Annotated in this window: 15 protein-coding genes and 4 pseudogenes; 10 read left to right on the top strand and 9 right to left on the bottom strand. The window is 67.3% G+C overall.

Going from position 1 to position 22,517, the window contains the following annotated elements; translation table 11 throughout:
- Window positions 1–32: 32 nt before the first annotated feature.
- From ACQ858_RS22975 to ACQ858_RS23000, 6 genes and pseudogenes are all read right to left on the bottom strand, one after another.
- The gene (locus ACQ858_RS22975; RefSeq protein ID WP_431274802.1) at window positions 33–998 is read right to left on the bottom strand and encodes a PDR/VanB family oxidoreductase; all 966 of its coding nucleotides are present in this window, start codon (window positions 996–998) and stop codon (window positions 33–35) included.
- A 17-nt stretch (window positions 999–1,015) separates the two neighbouring features.
- The gene (locus tag ACQ858_RS22980) at window positions 1,016–2,035 is read right to left on the bottom strand and encodes an ABC transporter substrate-binding protein (protein WP_431274803.1); all 1,020 of its coding nucleotides are present in this window, start codon (window positions 2,033–2,035) and stop codon (window positions 1,016–1,018) included.
- A 37-nt stretch (window positions 2,036–2,072) separates the two neighbouring features.
- Window positions 2,073–3,464, bottom strand: a complete 1,392-nt coding sequence (locus ACQ858_RS22985) for an FAD-binding oxidoreductase (RefSeq protein WP_431274804.1) — start codon at window positions 3,462–3,464, stop codon at window positions 2,073–2,075.
- Window position 3,465: 1 nt separating this feature from the next.
- Window positions 3,466–4,347, bottom strand: a complete 882-nt coding sequence (locus tag ACQ858_RS22990) for an ABC transporter permease (RefSeq protein WP_431274805.1) — start codon at window positions 4,345–4,347, stop codon at window positions 3,466–3,468.
- Window positions 4,325–5,125 carry an ABC transporter ATP-binding protein gene (locus ACQ858_RS22995; RefSeq protein WP_431276931.1) on the bottom strand — a complete coding sequence of 267 codons (801 nt, stop codon included), beginning with the start codon at window positions 5,123–5,125 and terminating at the stop codon, window positions 4,325–4,327. The genes ACQ858_RS22990 and ACQ858_RS22995 overlap by 23 nt, the downstream gene beginning before the upstream one ends.
- A gap of 6 nt (window positions 5,126–5,131) precedes the next feature.
- Window positions 5,132–5,945, bottom strand: a pseudogene (locus tag ACQ858_RS23000) (creatininase family protein); the annotation flags it as partial.
- Window positions 5,946–6,322: 377 nt separating this feature from the next.
- On the opposite strand from ACQ858_RS23000, the gene ACQ858_RS23005 reads away from it, so the two are divergent.
- The 7 genes from ACQ858_RS23005 (at window position 6,323) to ACQ858_RS23035 (ending at window position 12,775) form a co-directional block, all read left to right on the top strand.
- Window positions 6,323–7,519 carry an NAD(P)/FAD-dependent oxidoreductase gene (locus tag ACQ858_RS23005; protein ID WP_431274806.1) on the top strand — a complete coding sequence of 399 codons (1,197 nt, stop codon included), beginning with the start codon at window positions 6,323–6,325 and terminating at the stop codon, window positions 7,517–7,519.
- Between the two features lie 87 nt (window positions 7,520–7,606).
- Complete coding sequence (locus tag ACQ858_RS23010) at window positions 7,607–8,122, top strand: DUF1269 domain-containing protein (protein ID WP_431274807.1); 516 nt, start codon at window positions 7,607–7,609, stop codon at window positions 8,120–8,122.
- A 44-nt stretch (window positions 8,123–8,166) separates the two neighbouring features.
- Window positions 8,167–9,327, top strand: a complete 1,161-nt coding sequence (locus ACQ858_RS23015; RefSeq protein WP_431274808.1) for a cytochrome c oxidase subunit II — start codon at window positions 8,167–8,169, stop codon at window positions 9,325–9,327.
- Window positions 9,324–11,102: a cytochrome c oxidase subunit I gene (locus tag ACQ858_RS23020; protein ID WP_431274809.1), complete on the top strand. Its 1,779-nt coding sequence runs from the start codon at window positions 9,324–9,326 to the stop codon at window positions 11,100–11,102. Before ACQ858_RS23015 ends, ACQ858_RS23020 begins: the two co-directional genes overlap by 4 nt.
- Window positions 11,099–11,725: a cytochrome c oxidase subunit 3 gene (locus tag ACQ858_RS23025; RefSeq protein WP_431274810.1), complete on the top strand. Its 627-nt coding sequence runs from the start codon at window positions 11,099–11,101 to the stop codon at window positions 11,723–11,725. The genes ACQ858_RS23020 and ACQ858_RS23025 overlap by 4 nt, the downstream gene beginning before the upstream one ends.
- A 13-nt stretch (window positions 11,726–11,738) precedes the next feature.
- The gene (locus tag ACQ858_RS23030; RefSeq protein WP_431274811.1) at window positions 11,739–12,437 is read left to right on the top strand and encodes a heme-copper oxidase subunit III family protein; all 699 of its coding nucleotides are present in this window, start codon (window positions 11,739–11,741) and stop codon (window positions 12,435–12,437) included.
- A gap of 8 nt (window positions 12,438–12,445) precedes the next feature.
- Window positions 12,446–12,775, top strand: a complete 330-nt coding sequence (locus ACQ858_RS23035) for a cytochrome C oxidase subunit IV family protein (RefSeq protein WP_431274812.1) — start codon at window positions 12,446–12,448, stop codon at window positions 12,773–12,775.
- On the opposite strand, the gene ACQ858_RS23040 is transcribed toward ACQ858_RS23035, so the two are convergent.
- The 3 genes and pseudogenes from ACQ858_RS23040 to ACQ858_RS23050 form a co-directional block, all read right to left on the bottom strand.
- Window positions 12,768–13,883, bottom strand: a complete 1,116-nt coding sequence (locus ACQ858_RS23040; protein ID WP_431274813.1) for an SGNH/GDSL hydrolase family protein — start codon at window positions 13,881–13,883, stop codon at window positions 12,768–12,770. The two genes, ACQ858_RS23035 and ACQ858_RS23040, sit on opposite strands and share 8 nt — an antisense overlap.
- 16 nt (window positions 13,884–13,899) lie before the next feature.
- Window positions 13,900–15,523, bottom strand: a pseudogene (locus ACQ858_RS23045) (MFS transporter).
- Between the two features lie 123 nt (window positions 15,524–15,646).
- Window positions 15,647–16,122: pseudogene (locus ACQ858_RS23050) on the bottom strand (Lrp/AsnC family transcriptional regulator).
- 175 nt (window positions 16,123–16,297) lie between these two features.
- Between ACQ858_RS23050 and ACQ858_RS23055 the strand changes: the two are divergent.
- The 3 genes and pseudogenes from ACQ858_RS23055 (at window position 16,298) to secD (ending at window position 22,512) form a co-directional block, all read left to right on the top strand.
- Window positions 16,298–19,911 (top strand): annotated as a pseudogene (locus ACQ858_RS23055) (indolepyruvate ferredoxin oxidoreductase family protein).
- A gap of 270 nt (window positions 19,912–20,181) precedes the next feature.
- Window positions 20,182–20,511, top strand: coding sequence for a preprotein translocase subunit YajC (gene yajC, locus ACQ858_RS23060; protein ID WP_431274814.1), 330 nt, complete (start codon window positions 20,182–20,184; stop codon window positions 20,509–20,511).
- A gap of 123 nt (window positions 20,512–20,634) precedes the next feature.
- Window positions 20,635–22,512, top strand: a complete 1,878-nt coding sequence (gene secD, locus ACQ858_RS23065; protein WP_431274815.1) for a protein translocase subunit SecD — start codon at window positions 20,635–20,637, stop codon at window positions 22,510–22,512.
- The last annotated feature ends 5 nt before the right edge of the window (window positions 22,513–22,517 follow it).

Genomic DNA, 22,517 nt, shown 5'->3' on the forward strand with positions numbered 1-22,517 from the left:
GCATGGTGCCAGAGAGCGGTCAACGACACGGGTCACAGATCGATCGCGAGCTCATCGCCCTTTGCGCGCGAACAACACAGCGCTACTTTCTTCACGCGTTCGCCGCGGGTGAGGCAGAAGTCGCGATGCTCGGCGCCCTCGCCGTCCGCATCCACCACGCAGGTGCCGCACAGGCCCTGCTCGCAGGAGACGGGCACGTCGATGCCGAAGGCATGCAGTGCATCGACCGCGGTCTGGTCGCCGGCGACCGGCACGGTGATGCCTCGGCGCCTGAGCTGCAGGATGAATGGCTTGCCGGTGCCGCCGGCGGCATCGGCCGGCGCGGCGAAGTACTCGGTGTGCACCACGTCGTCGGGCCAGTGCGCGGCGGCGTGCCGCACCGCCTGCATGAAGCCCGCAGGCCCGCAGACGTAGAGGTGCGTGCCGGGCTTGCGCGCCGCCAGGAGCTGGCGCAGGTTGATCTTGCGCGACGCATCGCCATCGTCGAAGTGCACGCGCAGGCGCGATGCGATGGCGGGATCGTGCAGCACCTCGGCGAAGGCGAGATGCTCCTCGCTGCGCACGAAGAGGTAGAGCTGGAAATCTGCCCCTGCGCGCGCCAGCGCCTGCGCCATCGCGAGCAGCGGCGTCATGCCGATGCCGCCCGCGAGCAAGATGTGGTGTTTCGCCTCCTCGCGGATCGGGAAGGTGTTGCGCGGCGTGCTGACCGGCAGCAGGTCGCCTTCGCGCACGCGCATGTGCATCGAATGCGATCCGCCGCGGCTCGCCGGCTCGAGCTTGACGCCGATCAGGTACGACGAGGCACCGTCCTGCGCGCCGGCGTCACGCGCCAGCGAGTACTGCCGCGTGAACCCGCCGGGCATGTGCACGTCGATGTGCGCGCCTGCCCGGTAGCCCGGGAGCAGGCGGCCCATCGGATGCGTGAGCTCGAAGGACAGGATCTCCGGCGTCTGGCGCGCGATGCGCGCGACCTGCACGGTGAGGGTGCGCTCGACCATGTTCGCGGCTTGCTTGCTTATCGGGCGGCCGCCTTGCGTAGCTCGACGCCCGTTCTCTTGTTGACGAACTGCGTGGTGTAGGCGTCGCGCCAGTTGAAATCGGTGGGCTTGTAGAGGCCGGCCGAGACGGACTTGTCGTAGAAGTCCTTCATGCGCTCGTCGCTCATCGCACCGATGCCCTTGGTGGTCGCGTCGCCTACGTCGATGTGCGCGCGCAGGATCGGGATCGACTTCTCGATGTACTCGTCGGTGATGTCGGGATTGATCTTCTTGATAAGGTCGTCCGCCGCCTTGCGATCACCATACAGGTAGTTGTAGTAGCCGATGTTCGACGCCTCGACGAAGCGGCGGACCATGTCGGGCTTGTTCTTCACCAGATCCTGGCGCGTTTCGATCACCATGCCGTAGGTCGACCAGCCCGCATCGGCCAGCGACAGCACCACCGGCTTGAAGCCGGCCTGCTTCTCGACCGCGAGCGGCTCGGAGGTGGCGTAGGCTTGCTGCACCGATTGCTTGTCGGCGAGGAACTGCGACAGGCTGTAGTTATACGGGCGCACCTGCTCGTCACGCATGCCGTAGGCCTTCTTCATCCACTGCCAGTAGCTGATCTGGCCGTCCTTCGCGAGCAGCACCGTCTTGGCCTTGGCGAGGTCCGCGAAGGTGTCGAAGCCCTGGCCCGGGTGGGCGATGATGGCCTGCGGGTCCTTCTGGAAGTAGGCCGCGACCACGACCGTCGGTACCTTTTGCTTGATGTTGTCGAAGGCCATCAGCATGTTGCCCGTCATCAGGAAGTCGACCTTGCCGGCCGGCAGCATCGGACGGTTGTTGACCTGCGGGCCACCCTGCTGGATGTCCACGTCCAGTCCGTACTTCTTGTAGGTGCCGTCGGCGAGCGCCTGGTAGAAGCCGCCGTGGCCCGGTTGCGCACGCCAGTTGGTGGCGAGCACGACCTTGTCCTGCGCGAGCGCGGCGGCGGCGCTGCCGGCAATGAGCGCGGCGACCAGGCCACGTGCGATGAAGTTGGGTGCGAAGTGCATGGTGGTTCCTCGGGTTGTCTCTGTCGTTGGAAAAAGATCAGGCGTCTCTGGCCATTTCGGGCCGCCAGCCGCGCGTCTTGCCGGGGTTCATCAGGCCCATCGGGTCGCCGCGCTTCTTGAACTCGATCTGCTGCGTGTCGATGGTCTTCATGCCGCCGTCCTCGATGGTCACGACATGTGGGTTGAAGATCTGGCAGCCGCCCTGCGATTCGATCTCGCGGATCACCTCGTACTGGTGCGCCTCGCCTTTCCAGCGCACCAGCAGGATCGCGAAGGTGCCGTACTCGCCGCCGGCGCGCGCGAACTCGTGGTGCTGCAGCACGTCGTCGCCGAAGATCGCGATGTGCCGGTCCACCACCGCCGGGTCGAAGGGCTGTGCATACGCCACCTGAAGGTAGGTCCAGGTGCGATCGACCTTCAGCGCCTGAAGCGTGGTGTGGTTGTAGGCGCACTCGTAGGCGGGCGGCAGGCCGGCGGCGTGGAGCTGGGCCTCGGTGCCTGCGAGCGAGATGCTGCCGCCATGGGCGGCGACGAGCGCGCGAAAGTCGGCCATCGAATCAGGCGCCACCATCGCGAACATCGCGTGCTTGTCCCGCGGAAAGTGCGAACCCAATGTTGCGTAGTACGGCGAGAAGCGCGCATCGACCGCCGAGAGAAGAAAAAGCTCCAGCGACGGCGTGCTGGCCGCGACGCCGAAGTCCAGCACGCCGCGATAGGTGTCGAAGAGCGCGATGCAATGCACCCACTCCACGGCGGGGCTCAACGCCACTTCCACCTCGGTGATGACGCCATTGGTGCCGTAGGCGTGGTGCACCTGCTGGATCTCGTCGCCCTGCAGCTCGATGATGCGGGGCTCGCGTTCCACCGTCATCACGCGTGCGCGCAGCAGGTTGCCCGGGTCGCGCAGGATGCCGTGCCGGATCGAGCCGATGCCGCCGAAGCCGCCCGCGATGAAGCCGCCGATCGACGCGACATGCCGGGTCGACGGCCACATGCGCAGTGCCTGCCCGGTCTCGGCGACGGCCAGTTCGATGTCGTGCATGCGCGCGCCGGCCTGCACGCGCACGCGGCCGTCGGCGATCTCGAGCACGCGGCTCATCTGCGTCACGTCGAGCACCAGGCCGCCTTCGAGCGGCACGCACTGGCCGTAGTTGCCGGTGCCGCCCGCGCGCACCGTGATCGGCAGCTTCCACTTCGCCGCGACCGCGGCGGCCTGCCGCACGTCGTCCTCGGTCGAGACCTTGACGACGAGATCGGCCACGCAGCCGGCGAGCTGTTCCGTGAGGATCGGGCTGTACCAGTAGAAGTCCTTCGACAGCTGCTTGCGCTGGCCCGCCGAGACGATCACGTTGAGGCCATGCAGGTCCTGCGCGACGGCAGACCAGTCGACCTCCGGCGCAGCGGGGCGTTCGATCGGGCGTGCGCTCATGTCACCGCTCCCTCTTCATTTCGCTTTCGTGCCAATGGCCGAGTACCGCGCGGGAAAGGGCCGCGAACACCAGGAAGATCACGATGCCGAGCAGAGACACCAGCAGCAGCGCCGCGAACATCATCGGGATCTCGGTGCGGAAGCTCGACTCCAGGATGCGCGATGCGAGGCCCGTTTCGCGCCCCGCGGTGCCGGCCGTGAACTCGGCGACCACCGCGCCGATCAGGCTCAGCCCGCCGGCGATCTTCAGCCCGGCCATGAAGTACGGCAGCGCGCTCGGCACCAGCAGGTAGCGGAACAGCTGCCACGGCGAGGCCTTGTAGAGCTGGAAGAGATCGCGCAGGTTGCTGTCCGCGCTCTTGAGCCCGATCACCGTGTTCGACAGGATCGGGAAGAAGGCCACGATCCACGCGCACAGCAGCAGCGCAGCGGTGGTGCTCGACACATAGATCAGGATCAGCGGCGCGATCGCGATGATGGGCGTCACCTGCAGGATCACCGCGATCGGGAACAGCCCGATCTCCACCCACTTGAAAAGCGCGAACGCGATCGCGAGCAGCACGCCGCCGACGATCGCCGCCACCAAAGCGAGCAATGTGAGCTTGACGGTGAACCACAGTGCGCCGGAGAGCGTGTCCCAGTTGTCGACCAGCGTGGTGAGGATCAGCGACGGCGCGGGAATGATGTAGTGCGGCACATTGTTCACGCGCACCAGCACTTCCCACAGGAGCAGAAGGCCCGCAATGACGACGGTGGGCACCGCGATGCGCAGCAGCGATTCGCGGCGGCGAATGCGGTCGTCGCGCGCCTGCAGGTCGGCGGCCGAAGGGGTGGCCTGCACGTCGGCGAGCGCCGGGTTGTCAGTGATCGATGTCGACGCCATGGAGGGCTCCGTGCAAGGACTGCGACGCCGCGGTGCAGTGCGCGTTGTAGCGGCTGGAGGTGCGGAAGGCCTCGCCGCGCGGGTACGGCTCGTCGATGCGGATCTCCTCGATCACGCGGCCGGGCCGCGGTGCCATCACGACGATGCGGTTCGACAGATAGACCGATTCGTAGACGCTGTGCGTGACGAAGATGATCGAGAAGCGGTGCTCGCGCCAGATGGCGAGCAGGTCGTTGTTGAGCTTGATCCGCGTCATCTCGTCGAGCGCGGCGAAGGGCTCGTCCATCAGCAGCAGGCGCGGCCGGGTGACCAGTGCGCGCGCGATCGACACGCGCATCTTCATGCCGCCGGACAGTTCGCGCGGATAGACGTCGGCGAAGCGCGAGAGCCCGACCATTTCGAGCGCCTGCTTGACGACCGGCTCGGCCGCGTCGCGTTTGACGCCGGCAAGCTTCAGCGGCAGCCAGACGTTGTCGAACACCTTGGCCCAGGGCATGAGCGTCGGCTCCTGGAAGACGAAGCCCAGTTCGCGGTCGATTCCGGGCGATTCGGCGGCGGTCTTCGACCACCTCACTTCGCCCGAACTGATGCGCGTGAGGCCGGCGATCAGGCGCAGCGCGGTGCTCTTGCCGCAGCCCGAGGGGCCGAGGAAGCTGATGAAGTCGTGTTCGCCGCAGTCGAGCGTCATGCCCTGCAGCGCCAGCGTGCCGTTGGCGAAGCGCTTGCTGACGTTGCGCAGGCTGACCAGCGGCTGCGCGGGGATGCTGGTGATGTTCATTGCCGAGGCCGGCTGGTTGTCGAGGCGTTCGAGCGGGAAGCGGTCGACCTCTTGCAGCAGCAGGGCGAAGCGCTGGCCGACGTGGTCGAGCACCGCCTCGGCCCTTGGCCGCGGTGGCGCGGGTCGCGTCGCCAGCGGCACCCGCGGGGTTGATGTCATGCATCTGCCAGCCGAGCTTGCCGCTGGGCGTGATCGAGAGATATTTGTTCTCCTTCGCGAGGTCTTCCGTCATCGAGTGGAAGTTGCGGAATTTCTCGGGCCGCACGTCGTCGGGCGCGAGGTGCAGCATCACCGAGCTTTCGAGGTCGCCGGCATGCACGCCGTGCTTGCCTTCGTGCGCGGTGAAGAGGCCTTCCGGCAAGCCCAGCGTGTACCAGTTGGCGGCGACGACCATCATCCCGTGCGCCTCGCGCAGGTCGCGCGCGACGATGTCCATCACCGACATCTGCCCGCCATGGCTGTTGTAGAGCACCAGCTTGCGCACGCCGGCGCGCGCCACGCTGGCGCCGATGTCGGTCCACAGCGAGATCAGCGTGGTGGCGGAGACGGTCAGCGTGCCGGGGAAGCGCGAATGCTCGTTGCTCTTGCCGTACGGCACGGTGGGCAGGAAAAGCACCGGCAGGTCGTCCGGCAGGTGCGGAAGGGTCGCCTGCACCATGCCGTCGATGGTGGCCGTGTCGGTGGACATCGGCAGATGCGGGCCGTGCTGCTCAGTGGCGCCAACCGGCAGCACGGCGATCAGCCGCGAACGATCGAGGCGGGAAAACTCTTCGCTGGTCAGATCGGACCAGAAGCGGCTGCGCGGTCGGGTCGAACTCATCGGGCGGCACCTTATTCATCTTGACGTGGCTAAATTATCCATTTGGTCAAAAAAGAATCGTTAGAGTTTTCCCGAAGTAGATATCGAGTGTTCGGAGACGAACAGTAACTGCGGCGAGAGGCGGCATCTTTAAGTGACCGATTGGTCAAATTGGCGTTTCGAGCCGGTGCTTTGGCTGATGCACGGCCGTCTGCGATTCCTCGAATGGTCCACCGCGCCGCGGCGAGGACGACCAGCGCCAGTGCAAACCCGATGATCGATCTCGATGCGCGGCTCGTGGCGATGCCCTCCATGCGATGCGTTGCCGCCGCCTCACGCCGGATGCCGGACGTAATATCTGCGGCCTCTCCCTGGAACCTGCGATGCCCAATCCGTCGATGCCTCCATCGTCCGTGTGCGACGTGCTCGTGATCGGCGCCGGACCGGCCGGCAGCGCCTGCGCGCAGGTGCTGGCGCGTGCCGGACTCGATGTCCTGCTGGTGGACCAGCACGACTTCCCGCGCGACAAGGTCTGCGGCGACGGCCTGATCCCGGATGCGCATCGCGCGCTCGCGCGCCTCGGCGTGCAGGGCGAAGTGCTCGCGCGCGCCCGCGCCTCGACGCAGGTCGGCTGCGTGGGCCCGAGCGGCGGGCGGGTCGAGGTGCCTGCGCGGCTGGCGGTTCTGCCGCGCCGCGAGCTCGACGAGATCCTCCGGCAGGCGGCGCTTGCGGCTGGCGCGCGCTGGCTCGCGCCGGCGAAGTTCGAGGCGCCGCTGGTCGATGCGAAGCAGCGCGTGACCGGCGCGCGGCTGGCGCTGCCGGGCGGCGTCTCGCGGGCGGTGACGGCGAAATGGACCGTGCTCGCCACCGGCGCGGCATCGGGTCCGCTGGCGGCCGCGGGCCTCGTCACGCGCAAGGCGCCGAGCGGCATCGCGCTGCGCGGCTACGTGAAGCACGAGGCGATGGCGGCGCGCTGCACGGGTCTCGAAGTGGTCTGGCACCGCGCGCTGCGGCGCGGCTACGGCTGGATCTTTCCGTGCGCCGCCGGCGTGTTCAACATCGGGGTCGGCGTGACGCACGACGGCGACGTGAACCTGCGCGACCTGTTCGATGCCTTCAAGCGCATCCACGCGCCGGCACGCGAGTTGATGGAGGGCGGCGAGCCGCTCGGCCCCTTCAAGGGCGCCCCATTGCGCTGTTCGCTCGAAGGCGCGCGCTGGTCGCGGTCCGGGATGCTGGTCGCGGGCGAGGCCGCGGGCAGCACCTACCAGTTCACCGGCGAGGGCATCGGCAAGGCGCTGGAGACCGGCATGCTCGCGGCAGAGACGATCGCCGAAGCGCGCGACGCCGGATCGGGCGCAGCGGTCTGCGCGCGCTACGAGGCCGCGCTCGACGCCCTGAAGCCGCGTTTCGCGGCCTACGAGCAGGCCAATCGCATCAACGACCATCCGTGGCTCGCCAACCTCCTTGTCTGGCGCGCGCGGCGCAGCCCGAGTCTGGTGAGGCGGTTGAGCGGCGTGCTCGAGGAGACCCACGACCCGGGCCGCCTCGTCACCGCCGGCGGAGTGCTCCGGCTCCTGCTGCCGTTGGGCTGATCCGCCGATCCGACTTGATCAACGCGCCCCATGGGCATATAAGTCGTCATGGTTCCTTATTCGTCGCAAGACGGAAAGGAGGGTGCCATGCGCAGACGCATTTACTGGCTCATGCCGGACCTGGCGAGCGCCAGGCGCGCGATGCACGATCTCCTGCAGGCGCGCGTCGACGTTGCGCACATTCATTTCGCCGCTTCGGAAGGCGCGGACATGGCCGGCCTCCACGCCGCGAATGTCTGGCAGACCTCGGACCTCGTCCACGCCGTAAAGACTGGATGGGCCATCGGCAGCGCCTGCGGAATGATCCTCGGCCTGATCGCGGGCCTCGACTTCCCTGTCATGGGCGATGAGCCCGAATGGGAGATGGTGGTGGTGCTGGGCGTGATGGGCGGCGCGATCGGCGCCTGGTCGGCCAGCATGATCGGCATTTCCATCCCGAGTCCCTGCCTGCAGCGCTTCGAGGGCGCGATGGAAGAGGGGTGGATCCTGCTGATGGTGGACCCGCCGCGACCGCGCGCGCGGGAGATCGAGACGCTGCTGCGGACGGCGCACCCTGAAGCGCTGTTCGAGGGCGAAGCGCGGCAGGTCCCGGCGTTTCGCTGAGGCCGCAGGCTGCACGATGGCGATGACGAGACGAGGAGCCGCCCATGGTCATGGCCATCGTCCTCGTCGTCATCGTGGTCGGCTCGGTGCTGTTCCACCTCTTCAGCCCGTGGTGGACCACGCCGCTCGCGTCCAACTGGAAGTCGATGGACGACACGCTGACGATCACCCTGATCATCACCGGCATCTTCTTTGTCGCGATCAACCTGTTCGTCGTCTACGCGCTGGTCCGCTTTCGCCATCGCGAAGGCCGCCGCGCGCAGCTTGAGCCGGAGAACCGCAAGCTAGAGCGCTGGCTGATCCTCGGCACCTCGATCGGCATCGTCGCGCTGCTCGCGCCGGGGCTGGTCGTCTATGCGAGCTACGTGCGGTCGCCGCCCGATGCGATGGTGCTCGAAGTGGTCGGCCTGCAGTGGCAGTGGCGCTACCGCTTTCCGGGCGCGGACGGCAAGCTCGGCGCGACCGACGCGCGCTTCGTCAATGGCGGCAATCCCTTCGGCCTCGATCCGGCCGATCCGGCGGGGCAGGACGACCTGCTGGTTGCGGCCAACGAAGTGCACCTGCCGCTCGGCAAGCCGGTGCTGGTGCTGATCCGCTCGCACGACGTGCTGCACGACTTCTATGTGCCGCCCTTCCGCGCGCGGATGAACAGCGTGCCGGGGCAGGTCAGCCGCTTCTGGTTCACGCCGACGGTCGCGGGGCGCTACGAGGCGCTGTGCGCGCAGCTCTGCGGCGTGGGTCATCCGAACATGCGCGGCTTCGTGGTGGTGGAGGACGCCACCGCGTTCCAGGCCCGGCAGGCGACGCTGCCGACCTTCGCGAAGACCCAGGTCAAGGCGGCGCCGGCACCGTCGGGCGAAGGCGCGGCAGGCGCCGGTGCGCGCATCGAGCAGGGGCGCGCGCTCTCCGAGTCCAAGGGGTGCGTGGCCTGCCACACCATCGACGGCAGCCCGCGCGTCGGGCCGACCTGGAAGGGCCTGTTCGGCAAGACCGAGACGATGGACGACGACTCCCGCGCGCTGGTGGACGAGGCGTACCTGCGCAGTTTCATCACCGACCCGGCGGCGCGGCGCGTGAAGGGCTTCCCGCCGGTCATGCCGAAGATCGACCTGAGCAAGGAAGAGCTGGATGCACTGGTGGCCTACATCCAGAGCCTTGGCAGCGCGCCCGCGCAGGCCGCCACAGAACAGAAGGCACAGCGATGAATCCGCACGACGAAGACGACAGCGGGCATCAACACGAGCCCAGGACCTTCCTGACGCGCTACGTCTGGAGCCAGGACCACAAGGTGATCGCGGTGCAATACGCCTGCACCGCGATCGCGGTCGGCGTGGTCGGGCTCGTGCTGTCGAACCTGATGCGGCTGCAGCTCGGCTTCCCGGGCCATTTCGAGTTCATCAACCCCGAGCGCTACTACCAGTTCGTCACGATGCACGGGATGATCATGGTGATCTACCTGCTCACCGCGCTCTTTCTCGGCGGCTTCGGCAACTACCTCATCCCGCTGATGGTCGGCGCGCGGGACATGGTGTTCCCCTACCTCAACATGCTGAGCTTCTGGGTGTACCTGCTCTCGGTGCTGGTGCTGATGGCGAGCTTCTTCGTCGGCAGCGGACCGACCGGCGCAGGCTGGACGCTCTATCCGCCGCAGTCGATCCTGCCCGGCACGCCGGGCTACGAGGGCGGCATCCAGCTGATGCTGGTGTCGCTCCTCATCTTCATCGTCGCCACGACGATGGGCGGCCTCAACTACGTGACCACGGTGCTTCAGGCGCGCTGCCAGGGCATGACGCTGATGCGCATGCCGCTCACGGTCTGGGGCATCTTCGTCGCGACCATCCTCGCCCTGCTGGGCTTTCCGGCGCTTTTCGTCAGCGGCGTGATGCTGCTCCTGGACCGCACGCTGGGCACCAGCTTCTTCATGCCCGCCCTGGTGTCGATGGGGCAGGTCACGAACTACAAGGGCGGCAGCCCGCTGCTGTTCCAGCATCTCTTCTGGTTCTTCGGCCACCCGGAGGTCTACATTGTGGCGCTGCCGGCTTTCGGCATCGTCTCCGACCTGATCAGCGTGCACGCACGCAAGTGCATCTTCGGCTACCGGATGATGGTGTGGGCCATCGTCGCGATCGGCGGGCTCAGCGTGGTCGTCTGGGCGCACCACATGTTCGTGGCCGGCACCAATCCGTACTTCGGCTTCTTCTTCGCGACCACCACGCTCATCATCGCGATCCCGACCGCGATCAAGGTCTACAACTGGCTGCTCACGCTCTGGCGCGGCGACATCCACCTCTCGGTGCCGATGCTGTTCGCGCTGGCCTTCGTCTGCACCTTCGCGATCGGCGGGCTCACGGGGCTCTTCCTCGGCAACGTGAGCGTGGACATCCCCTTGTCGGGCACCTACTTCGTGGTCGCGCACTTCCACATGGTGATGGGCGTGGCGCCGCTCCTGGTGGTGTTCGGGGGCATCTACCACTGGTTCCCGAAGGTCTCCGGCCGCATGTTGGACGACCGGCTCGGGCATCTGCATTTCTGGATCACCTTCCTCGGCACCTACCTGATCTACTTTCCGATGCACTACCTGGGCGTGCTCGGCATGCCAAGGCGCTACTACAACTTCGATGGCTACAAGTTCATCCCGCAGTCGGCGTTCGCGCTGAACGAGTTCATCACGGTGGTTGCGCTTGTCGTCGGCGCAGCGCAGTTCATCTTCATCCTCAACCTCGCCTGGAGCGTGTGGCGCGGCCGGCCGGCGGCCGCCAATCCGTGGAAGGCCGCGTCGCTCGAATGGCAGACACCCACGACCCCGCCGCCGCACGGCAACTGGGGGCCGCGCCTGCCGGCGGTCTATCGCTGGGCCTACGCCTATGGAACGCCCGGTGCAAAGGAGGACTACATCCCGCAGAACGCACCGCCGGAAGCCGGTGGCGTGGAGCCCGAGGCCCACGGCAAGGGCGGCGAAGCCCATGGAGTGCCGGCATGACCGCCACGCTGGTCGCCTCGCGCCTCGACCACGGCAGCGGCCGCGGTCCCGGTGACGCGCGCGCGAACGCGGCGAGCATCGGTCTCTGGGTTTTCATGGGGGTGGTCACGGCGCTCTTCTCGCTCTTCGGGATGGCCTACCTGATACGCATGAACAGCAGCGATGCGGTGACGCTCGCGCTGCCGTGGCAGCTCTGGATCAGCACGGCGCTGCTCGTCGCTGGCAGCGTGACCTTCGAGCGCGCGAGCGCGGCGTCGCGCCGTGAGGATGCGGTGCGCGCGCGCGGGCTGCTGCTCGCCGGCGGCCTTTGCGCGATCGCCTTCCTCTGTGTGCAGCTCTGGGCCTGGAATGCGCTCCTGGCCGCGCAGGTGATGCCCGCGGGCAATCCGGCCGGCAGCTTCTTCTATCTGCTGACCGCGATGCACGGACTGCACGTGGCCGGCGGATTGTTGGCCTGGGCCTGGGTCATGCGCGCCTTCCGGCGCGAACCCGAGGGCGGCGCATGGCGCATCGCGCTGTGCGCGCGCTACTGGCATTTCATGCTGGCGGTCTGGCTGGCGCTGTTCGCCATGCTGTCCTGGGTGACGCCGGACGTGGCGCGCTTCGTCTGTGGCACTGCCTGAGAAGGGGGCTTCCATGAGTTCGGTGACTGTCGCTCCCCATTCCGCTGCGGGCACTGCCGCCCTCGAAGGGCTGCGCGGCCTGATCTCCGACTGGTCGTCCGATCGCCGCGCCTTCCACGTCTCGTGGGGCAAGGCGATGATGTGGATCTTCCTCCTGAGCGACACCTTCATCTTCAGCTGCTTCCTCATCGGCTACATGACGGTGCGCGTGTCGACCACCGCGAAGTGGCCCAATCCGAGCGAGGTGTTCGCGCTGCACGTCGGCGGCGCGGACGTGCCCCTGCTGCTGATCGCGATCATGACTTTCATCCTCATCAGCAGCAGCGGCACGATGGCCATGGCGGTCAACTGCGCCTATCGCCGCGACAAGATCAACGCAGCCACGCTGATGATCGTGACCGCCACCTTCGGCGAGATCTTCGTCGGCATGCAGGCCTTCGAGTGGTCCAAGCTCATCCTCGAGGAGGGTGTTCGGCCCTGGGGCAATCCGATGGGCGCGGCGCAGTTCGGCTCGGCCTTCTTCATGATCACCGGCTTTCACGGGCTGCACGTGACGGCGGGCGTGATCTACCTGCTCGTGACCGCCGCCCGGCTGCTGCGCGGCCATTACGACAAGAGCGGCAACTACCAGATCGTCGAGATCGCAGGGCTGTACTGGCACTTCGTCGATCTGGTGTGGGTGTTCATCTTCGCGCTGTTCTATCTCTGGTGAGGTCGACCATGAATCCGTCCGGAACATCAGGCACGTCAGGCCAGCAACATCCGATCAGCCTCTACTTCAAGATCTGGGGGCTGCTCTTCGTGCTGAGCACGATGTCGTACCTGGTCGACTACTTCCACTTCCAGGGCCTGCTGCGCTGGTCGCTCATCGTTCTCTTCATGCTGCTGAAGGCGGGGCTGATCGTCTCGGTCTTCATGCACATGGCGTGGGAGCGGCTGTCGCTGGTCTACGCCATCCTGGTGCCGCCGCTGGCCCTCCTGGTGCTCGTCGGGCTGATGTACGCGGAGGCCGGCCACACGCTGGTCACGCGGCTGCTCTTCTTCAATTAGGGGCCGACGGCGGCGCCTCGACGAAGCGGGCCACCTCTTCGTCGGTGATCGGCGTCAGCGGAAGCCCGAAGGATTCGCGCAGCTGCGCGAGCATGGACTGGGCCCACATCGCGTTCCACGCCAAGCCGGCGTGGTCGTCCCGGAGCAAGGCGTTGCCGGGCTCGTCGCCCAGCGTGTTCGTGACGACGAGCGAGCCGACGCGGACGGTCCTGGTCGATGGTTCGCCATCCGGGCCGCGCATGCCCCAGCGTTCGATGAACCATGCATCGGCGTCGAAGAAGGCGATCCGCTTCGGATCGGCCTCGGCGATCCCGCGCAGCGCCGCGTTTGCGCGGGCCAGCGCCTTGCGGATGTTGGTCGACGAGACCGCGTCGCGGTATTTGTCGAGCTGTTGCGGGTCGTCGGCCTCGTTGACCCAGCCGGAAACCAGGATCCGGACGGAGGGGTGTGATGCATGGATCGCATGGATCGACCGGGTGATCTGCTGCGTGCAGTAGTCGATCGCGCCGCGCAATTCGGGCGAGTCGGGATCGCGCGCCATGGTGTCCAGGCGGAAGGCCCAGTCGTTGAGGCCCATGTAGATCACCACCACGCCGTGGCGCCAGCGCTCGGGCTGCGCGTTCATGAGGGCGATCAGCCGCGGCACCTGCGGGAAACGCAGGCCGCGCCTGTCGCCCATGAGCTCCTTGCAGGCCGCGCCTGAGTACGCGAAGTTGTAGAGGTAGTCCTCCTTGATCGGCGAACGCGAAGGCGGCAGGCCGACGAGATCGCGCGCAAAGGCCGACCACCAGGGTCGTCCCCAGCGCACCCAGGGGCCGAAATCGAGCTCGTTGCCGCGCAGCAGCGCGAGCACCTCGGTCCATTGGAAGGTGCGATCGTGCAGGGGGCCGCCGCGCGCCTCGCCGCCGCGCCAAAAAGCGACATGGTCCTGGTACGAATGGCTGTTGGAGTCGCCGACCACCGCGATCGGAAGGGTGCCGGGCGGCGCGGGTGGCGGGAAGGTGCCGGGCGGCGCGCCGTCGTCGCGCGTCAATGCCACTGCGAATGCCACGGCGGCGAGCGCCACGATGATACTCACGACGAGGAGGCCGAGGAGGCGAAAGCTCATGGCCGCGGATTGTGACTCAACGATGGACGATGTAGCGCGTGATCACGGGCAGCGATTCCCCCTTGTGGAAGGCCAGTCGCCGCTCGCGCAGCGCCATGTCCGCCGCCGTGGCGCGATGGAAGCGTCGGAGGTGCTCGGTCCAGGACTCGTCGGTGATCTGCTCGACGTAGCGGCTGGGTTCGGCGGTGTCGTGCAGCAGGTCCCACGCGATCGCGCCTTGGCTCAGCCGCGCGCGGCGCGTCTCGTGCATCACGAGGCGGAAGGCGGCGGCGCGTGCCGGGTCGATCAGGTACTCGACCGTGATGACGACGCGGCCTTCCTCGTCGGGCGGGCTGTCGGGCGGGCCCCGGGTCCAGCCTTGCGTGGCGGGGCGGGTGTCGTCCTCCTCGCCGGTGCCGTCGGTCACGTAGCGCACGGCGGTCCACATGCAGACCACACCGCTCACTGCCGCTACGCCCAGGCTGGTGTAGAGCGACGTGAGTTCGGCCACCTGCCCCCACAGGGCGGCGCCGAAGGCGCTCGCGCCCATGATCCCCATCTGGTACATCGACATGCCACGTGCCCGGACCCAGTCGGGCAGCGCGAGCTGGGCCGACACCGACAGCGAATTGGCGACGGTGATCCACGCCATGCCGGAGAGGAGCATCGCCGGCACCGCCACCCACGCATTCGGCGCCACCGCCATCACCGCCGCCGCGCCGGATTGCAGCACCGTGCCACGCAGCACGAGCTGGTCGCGCGTCATCGCCTGCCGCAGCCGGGGCAGGAACAGCACCGCCACGATCGCGCCCGCGCCCATCGCGGCCAGCAGCAGTGTGAACGTGCCGGCGCCGCCGCCGTGGAGGTTGCGCGCCAAGAGCGGCAGCAGCGCCAGCAGCGCGGTCGAATGCAGGAACGAGATCGCCACCCGCGTGAGCACCGCGCGCATGCGCCGCGACTGCCGCACGAACTGCACCCCCACGCGCATCGCGCTGACGAGCTTTTCGCGGCCGAGCGGGCTGGGCGTGTGCTCGCGCCGCCAGTGCAGCACCACGAAGCCCGAGGCCACGCACATCACCGCATTGAGCCCGAACACCCACACCGTGCCGGCGCTCGCGATCAGCGTGCCCGCCAGCAGCGGACCGATGATGCGCGAGGCGTTCATCGCGATGCCGTTGAGCCCGAGGGCGGCCGGCAGGTGCGTGCGCGGCACCAGTTCGGGCACGATCGCCGAGAACACCGGCCAGCGCATCGCGAGGCCGATGCCATTGGCGAAGGTCAGCCCAAGCAGCAGCGGCGCGGTCATGAGGCCGAACACCACCGCCGAGGCACAGCACGATCGCCGCACCCGCGAGCCAGAACTGAGTCGCGACCAGCCAGCGCCGCCGGTCGAGGATGTCGGCCAGCGCACCGCTCGGCAGCCCGAGCAGGAACACAGGCAGCGTGGACGCCGACTGCACCAGCGCCACCCACATCGGCGAGGTCGTGAGCGAGGTCATCATCCACGCCGCCGCCACGTCGTTCATCCACATGCAGATGTTGGCGATGAGCCACGTGCTCCACAGCATGCGGAACACGGGGAGCTTCAAGGGTTCGAGGGGGCCGATGCGCGGAGGCAGCGCGAGGGCGGAAGGCGTTTCCTGGGGAGAGATCGGCGGCATTGAAGCTATTAGAGCGCACCCCCAGGCTCGCGCACTTCGTGTCGCTCTCCACCCCCTTGCAGGGGGCAATCCCGGCGGCCCGGCAAAGCCGGTTCCACGGGATTTCTGGCCTGGGCCGTACCGTTACCGTTCGAGGTGGCCCAGCGGCAGCGCATGGCTGGCCTTGACCTCGCCGAGTGAGAAGCTCGTATGGATGTCCTTCACGTTCGGCAGATTCAGCAGGTGCTGCAGCGCGAAGCGCGAGAAGCTGTCCAGGTCCTGCGCCACCACCTGAAGCTCGAAGGTGCCGGTGCCGCTGATGTAGTGGCAGGCGATCACTTCCGGCAGCTTGCGGATCGCGTCCTCGAGCTTGCGCGTGAGGTCGCCGGTGGTGCGTTCGGTGTCGACGCGCACGAAAGCGAGCACGCCGAGCCCGATCTTGTGCCGGTCGATCTCGGCGTGATAGCCCTTGATGTAGCCGGCTTCCTCCAGCGCGCGCACCCGGCGCCAGCAGGGGCGGCCGAGAGCCCGACGCGCTGCGCAAGTTCGGCGTTGGTCAGCCGCCCGTCGGCCTGCAGTTCTTGCAGGATTGCGAGGTCGAACTTATCGATGCTTTCCATATTTCGCAATTTTAAGAAAGAGTCTTTCTGAAAGCATGGCGTAGCGGGCAAAGAAAGCAAACACCTGTCGGAACCGCAGGCATACACTTTGCGACATGATGGCCGAGAGGTTTCCAACCCGGAGGCCTTGCAAGCCACGCCCACAAGGCAAAGCCACTGGACTGGAGACATCACGATGAACGCCCCCCTGCCCGAGCACATCCGCAAGGCCCTCGAAACGGTCACGCTCGACGACAAGTATTCACTGGACTACGGCCGCGCTTTCATGAGCGGCGTCCAGGCCCTGGTCAAGCTGCCGATGCTGCAGCGACTGCGGGACCAGCTGCAGGGCAGGAACACGGCAGGCTTCATCAGCGGCTACCGCGGCTCCCCGCTCGGCGGCTACGACCAGGCGCTGTGGAAGGCGAGCAAATACCTCAAGCAGCAGAACATCGTCTTCCAGCCGGGCGTGAACGAGGAACTCGCGGCCACCGCGCTCTGGGGCACGCAGCAGCTCGGCTTCGCGCCGCCGGGCACCCACAAGTTCGACGGCGTCTTCGGCATCTGGTATGGCAAGGGCCCGGGCGTGGACCGCTGCTCGGACGTCTTCAAGCACGCCAACATGGCCGGCACCACGCCGTGGGGCGGCGTGATCGCGGTGGCTGGCGACGACCACATCTCCAAGAGCTCCACCGCGGCGCACCAGAGCGACCACATCTTCAAGGCCTGCGGCACGCCGGTGTTCTTCCCGGCCAACGTGCAGGAAATCCTCGACCTGGGCATCCACGCCTTCGCGATGAGCCGCTTCGCCGGCATCTGGTCGGGCATGAAGACGATCCAGGAAATCGTCGAATCGAGCGCCACCGCGATGATCGACCCCGAGCGCGTCGAGATCGTCATGCCCGCCGATTTCCAGATGCCCCCGGGCGGCCTGCACATCCGCTGGCCCGACCACGCGCTGGAACAGGAAGCGCGCCTGATGCACTACAAGTGGTACGCCGCGCTCGCTTACATCCGCGCCAACCGGCTCAATCACAACGTGATCGAAGGGCCGAACGACCGCTTCGGCATCATGGCCAGCGGCAAGGCCTTCAACGACACGCGGCAGGCGCTGATCGATCTCGGCCTCGACGACGCCGCCTGTCGCCAGCTCGGCATCCGGCTGCACAAGGTCGCCGTGGTGTGGCCGCTCGAGGCCCAGCTCACGCGCGCGTTCGCGACCGGCCTCCAGGAAATCCTCGTGGTCGAGGAAAAGCGGCAGGTCATCGAATACCAGCTCAAGGAAGAGCTTTACAACTGGCGCGGCGACGTTCGCCCCAACGTGGTCGGCAAGTTCGACGAAGGCGAAGTTCACGAGGCCGAGGGCTACTCGGGCGGCGAATGGTCGATGCCCAACCCGACCGCGCACACCCTGCTGCGCGCCAATGCCGACCTCAACCCGGCGCTGATCGCCAAGGCGATCGCGCAGCGCCTGAAGAAGACCGGCATCCTCGCGGCCGCCGGCGCCGACATGGCCGCCCGTATCGATGCGCAGCTCGCGATCCTCGAAGCCAAGGAACGCGCCATGGCCGGGCCGCAGATCGTCAGTGCAGCTGAAGCGGTGCGCCAGCCGTGGTTCTGCTCTGGCTGCCCCCACAACACCAGCACCGTGGTGCCCGAAGGGTCGCGCGCGATGGCCGGCATCGGCTGCCACTTCATGGCGACCTGGATGGACCGCTCGACCATCGGCTTCACGCAGATGGGCGGCGAGGGCGTGCCATGGGTCGGCCAGCAGCCGTTCACGAACGAGCAGCACGTCTTCGCGAACCTCGGCGACGGCACCTACTTCCACAGCGGCCTGCTGGCGATCCGCCAGAGCATCGCGGCCGGCGTGAACATCACCTACAAGATCCTCTACAACGACGCGGTTGCGATGACCGGCGGCCAGCAGGTCGGCGAGCGGCCCGAGGGTCATTCGGTGCTGCAGATCGCCGAAAGCCTGCACGCCGAGGGCGCGGCGAAGGTGGTCGTGGTCACCGACGAGCCCGAGAAGTACGAGGGCGTGCACGTGCCGGGCGACAACGTCAAGGTGCGGCACCGTGACCAGCTCGACGAGATCCAGCGCGAGTTCCGCGAGATCAAGGGCACGACGGCGATCATCTACGACCAGACCTGCGCCACCGAGAAGCGCCGCCGCCGCAAGCGCGGCACGGCGGTCGATCCGGCCCGGCGCGTGGTCATCAACGAACTGGTCTGCGAAGGCTGCGGCGATTGCAGCGTGCAGAGCAACTGCCTGTCTGTCGAGCCGCTCGAAACCGAGTTCGGCCGCAAGCGCACCATCAACCAGAGCACTTGCAACAAGGATATGAGCTGCCTGAAGGGCTTCTGCCCGAGCTTCGTGACCGTGGAGGGCAGCCAGCTCAAGAAGAAGGCCAAGGGCAGCGCTGCGCCCGCCGAACTCGGCGCACTGGCCGAACCCGCGCTGCCTTCGCTCGCGGGCGGGCATGTCTGGGGTGTGGTGGTGGCCGGGGTCGGTGGCACCGGCGTGATCACCATCGGCCAGTTGCTCGGCATGGCGGCGCACATCGAAGGCAAGGGCATCGTCACGCAGGACGCGGCCGGGCTGGCGCAGAAGGGCGGTGCGACCTGGAGCCACGTGCTCATCGGCGACACGCAGGACGACATCCGCACCACGCGCGTCGGCACCGCCGCGGCCGATCTGGTCCTCGCCTGCGATCCGCTCGTCAGCGTGAATGCCGAGACGATGGCGCGCATGCGCGAAGGACGCACGCATGTGGCGCTCAACAGCCACAGCAGCCCGACGGCGGCGTTCGTGCGCAACGCCAACTGGCAGAACCCGCAGGAGGCCTGCGCCGCCGAGATTGCGCGCGCGGTCGGCGCCGATGCGGTCGGCGCCTTCGATGCCGACGCGGCGGCGACCTCGCTGATGGGTGACAGCATCTACGTCAACCCGATGATCCTTGGCTATGCGTGGCAGAAGGGGTGGCTCCCCTGGAGCATGCATCGCTGATGCGCGCGATCGAGCTCAACGCCGTGGCGGTCGAGAACAACAAGATGGCCTTCGAGTGGGGCCGGCAGGCGGCAGAGCGGCCGCAGGAAGTGCAAAAGCGCGCCCAGCCCGGCCAGGTCATCGAGTTCAAGAAGCGCGATTCGGTCGACACGCTGGTCGCGCGCCGCGTCGAGTTCCTCACCGGTTACCAGAACGCCGCTTATGCGCAGGAGTACAAGGCCTTCGTCGCCAAGGTGCAGAAGGCCGAGTCGGCGCTGGGCAAGACCAGCCTCAGCGAGGCGGTCGCGCGATACCTGTTCAAGCTGATGGCCTACAAGGACGAGTACGAGGTCGCGCGCCTGCAGAGCGACCCGGCCTTCCTTGCGCGGATCGAGGGCATGTTCGAGGGGCAGATGGGCAAGGACTTCAAGCTCAACTACCACCTTGCGCCGCCACTGATCGCGAAGAAGAACGCCAAGGGCCAGCTCCAGAAGCAGAAATTCGGCCCGGCCATGCTGACGGGCTTCCGCCTGCTGGCGAAGCTCAAGGGCCTGCGCGGCACGGCGCTCGACGTCTTCGGCCGCACCGAGGAGCGCAAGACCGAGCGCGCCCTGATCGGCGAATACCGCGCGAGCATCGACGAGGTGCTGGGCGGGCTGACCGCTGCCAACCATGCGCTGGCGGTCGAGATCGCGAGCCTGCCCGAGCAGATCCGCGGCTACGGCCACGTCAAGGAACGCAACCTGGCCGCGACCCGCACCCGCTGGGCCGACCTCATCGCCAAGTGGCGCAACCCGCAAGCGGCCCGAGCCGCTGCGTAACGCTTCGCGCCGGCAAAGCCCGGCCCATTGGTGAAACACCGCGGAACCGGCTTGGCCGGGCCGCTGGTGTTGCCCCCGGCAGGGGTGCCCGAGCACACGAAGTGAGCGAGGCTGGGGGCGAGCAACAAGCCCGCAACATCTACAATGCCCGATGCTGTGCGCGGCCAGGCCCCGCGCTGCGCGGCGTGTTCGCAGCGCCGCGGACCGGCGGACCTCTCGTGTTGGACGGGAGGCCGGCGCGCTTGTTTTCTTCCTCTGCTGGAGATTCCCTTGTTCATTTCTTCTGCTTTCGCCCAGTCCGCGCCCGCTGCCGGGGGCGGCGACATGCTGTCGTCGCTCGGGAGCATGCTGCCGCTGCTCCTCATGTTCGTGGTGCTGTACTTCGTCATGATCCGGCCGCAGATGAAGCGCCAGAAAGAGGCCCGCGCCATGATCGAGGCGCTCGCCAAGGGCGATGAAGTCGCCACCGCGGGTGGCGTGCTCGGCAAGATCACTCAGCTCGGCGACCAGTACCTGACCATCGAAATCGCCAAGGGTGTGGAAATCCAGATCCAGCGCACCGCCGTCGTCCAGGTGCTTCCGAAGGGCGCAATCAAATAATGCTCGCCCCCAGCCTCGCTCACTTCGTGTGCTCGGGCACCCCTGCCGGGGGCAACACCGGCGGCCCGGCCGAGCCGGTTCCGCGGTGTTTCACCAATGGGCCGGGCTTCGCCGGCCGAAATCATGAACAGATATCCTGTTTGGAAGTACGCGATCATCGTGATCGTGCTGCTCGTGGGGCTGATCTACGCCCTGCCCAATTTCTTCGGCGAGGCGCCTGCAGTGCAGGTGTCGGCAGCCAAATCGACGATCAAGGTCGATGCCGGCACCCGCAGCCGCGTCGAGGAGGCGCTCAAGGCCGCCGGGCTCGCGCCCGACCTGCTGACGCTCGACGCTACCTCGGTGCGCGCGCGGTTCACCAACACCGATGACCAGCTCAAGGCACGCGACGTGCTGCAACATGCGCTGGTGCCGGATTCGAGCGATCCGCCCTATGTGGTGGCGCTCAACCTGCTGTCGCGCTCGCCGTCCTGGCTGACCGCGCTGCATGCCTTCCCCATGTACCTCGGTCTCGACCTGCGCGGGGGCGTCGACTTCCTGCTGCAGGTCGACATGCAGGGCGCCTTGGACAAGCGCGCCGAATCCTTCGCGGGCGATATCCGGACGGGCCTGCGCGACAAGAGCGTCCGTGGCACCTCGGTCACGCGTGTCGGCCAGACCATCGAGGTCCGCTTCCGTGACACGGCCGGCCTCGAGACGGCGAAGGCGCTGCTCCAGGACCAGTTCCCCGACCTCGTTGCGGCCCCGAGCCAGGAAGGCGCCGACTACAAGCTGACGATCTCGATCAAGCCCGAGGCCGCGCGCCGCCTGCAGGACGCGGCGCTCAAGCAGAACATCACCACGCTGCACAACCGGATCAACGAACTCGGCGTGTCCGAGCCGGTGATCCAGCAGCAGGGCCTGGACCGCATCGTGGTCCAGCTGCCGGGCGTGCAGGACACCGCCAAGGCCAAGGACATCCTCGGCCGCACCGCCACGCTCGAAATGCGCCTCGTCGACGAGAGCGCCGAAGGGCGCGCGGCCGAGCAGGGCACGGGGCCGGTGCCGTTCGGCTCCGAGAAGTTCCTCGATCGCACGGGGCGTCCCGTGATCGTCAAGAAGCAGGTGCTGGTCACCGGCGAGAACCTCACCGACGCCCAAACCGGCTTCGACTCGCAGACGCAGCAACCGAAGGTCGACCTCACGATGGACGCCAAGGGCGGCCGCATCATGCGCGACGTCAGCCGCGAGAACATGCACAAGCGCATGGCGATCCTGATCTTCGAAAAGGGCCGCGGCGAAGTGCTCACGGCGCCGTCGATCAACGGCGAGCTGGGCAACCGCTTCCAGATCTCCGGTGCCATGAATGTTGTCGAAGCGAACGATCTCGCGCTGCTGCTGCGCGCCGGCTCGCTGGCGGCCCCGATGGAAATCATCCAGGAGCGGACCGTCGGCCCGAGCCTGGGCGCCGACAACATCCAGAAGGGCTTCGACAGCGTGATGTACGGCTTCCTGGCCATCATGGTGTTCATGTGCATCTACTACGCGCTGTTCGGCGTCTTCTCGTCGATCGCGCTGGCGGTCAACCTGCTGCTGCTGGTCGCGATCCTCTCGATGCTGCAGGCCACGCTGACCTTGCCGGGCATCGCGGCCATGGCGCTCGCCATCGGCGTCGCCATCGATTCGAACGTGCTGATCAACGAGCGCGTTCGTGAGGAACTGCGCGGCGGCGCGTCGCCCCAGGCCGCGATCCATGCGGGTTACGACCGGGCGTGGAACACGATTCTCGACTCCAACGTGACCACCCTGATCGCCGGCGTCGCGCTGCTGGCCTTCGGCTCGGGCCCGATCCGGGGCTTCGCGATCGTGCATTGCATCGGCATCGTCACTTCGATGTTCTCGGCCGTGTTCTTCTCGCGCGGTCTCGTCAATCTCTGGTACGGCAGCAAGAAGAAGCTCAAGACCCTGTCGATCGGCACCGTGTGGAAGCCGTCCAATCAGGTCGCCGCCGGCTCGAAGTAAGGGAC

Origin of the sequence: Variovorax ureilyticus (assembly GCF_050632185.1) — a bacterium.
GTDB classification, from domain to species: Bacteria; Pseudomonadota; Gammaproteobacteria; order Burkholderiales; family Burkholderiaceae_C; genus Variovorax; species Variovorax ureilyticus_A.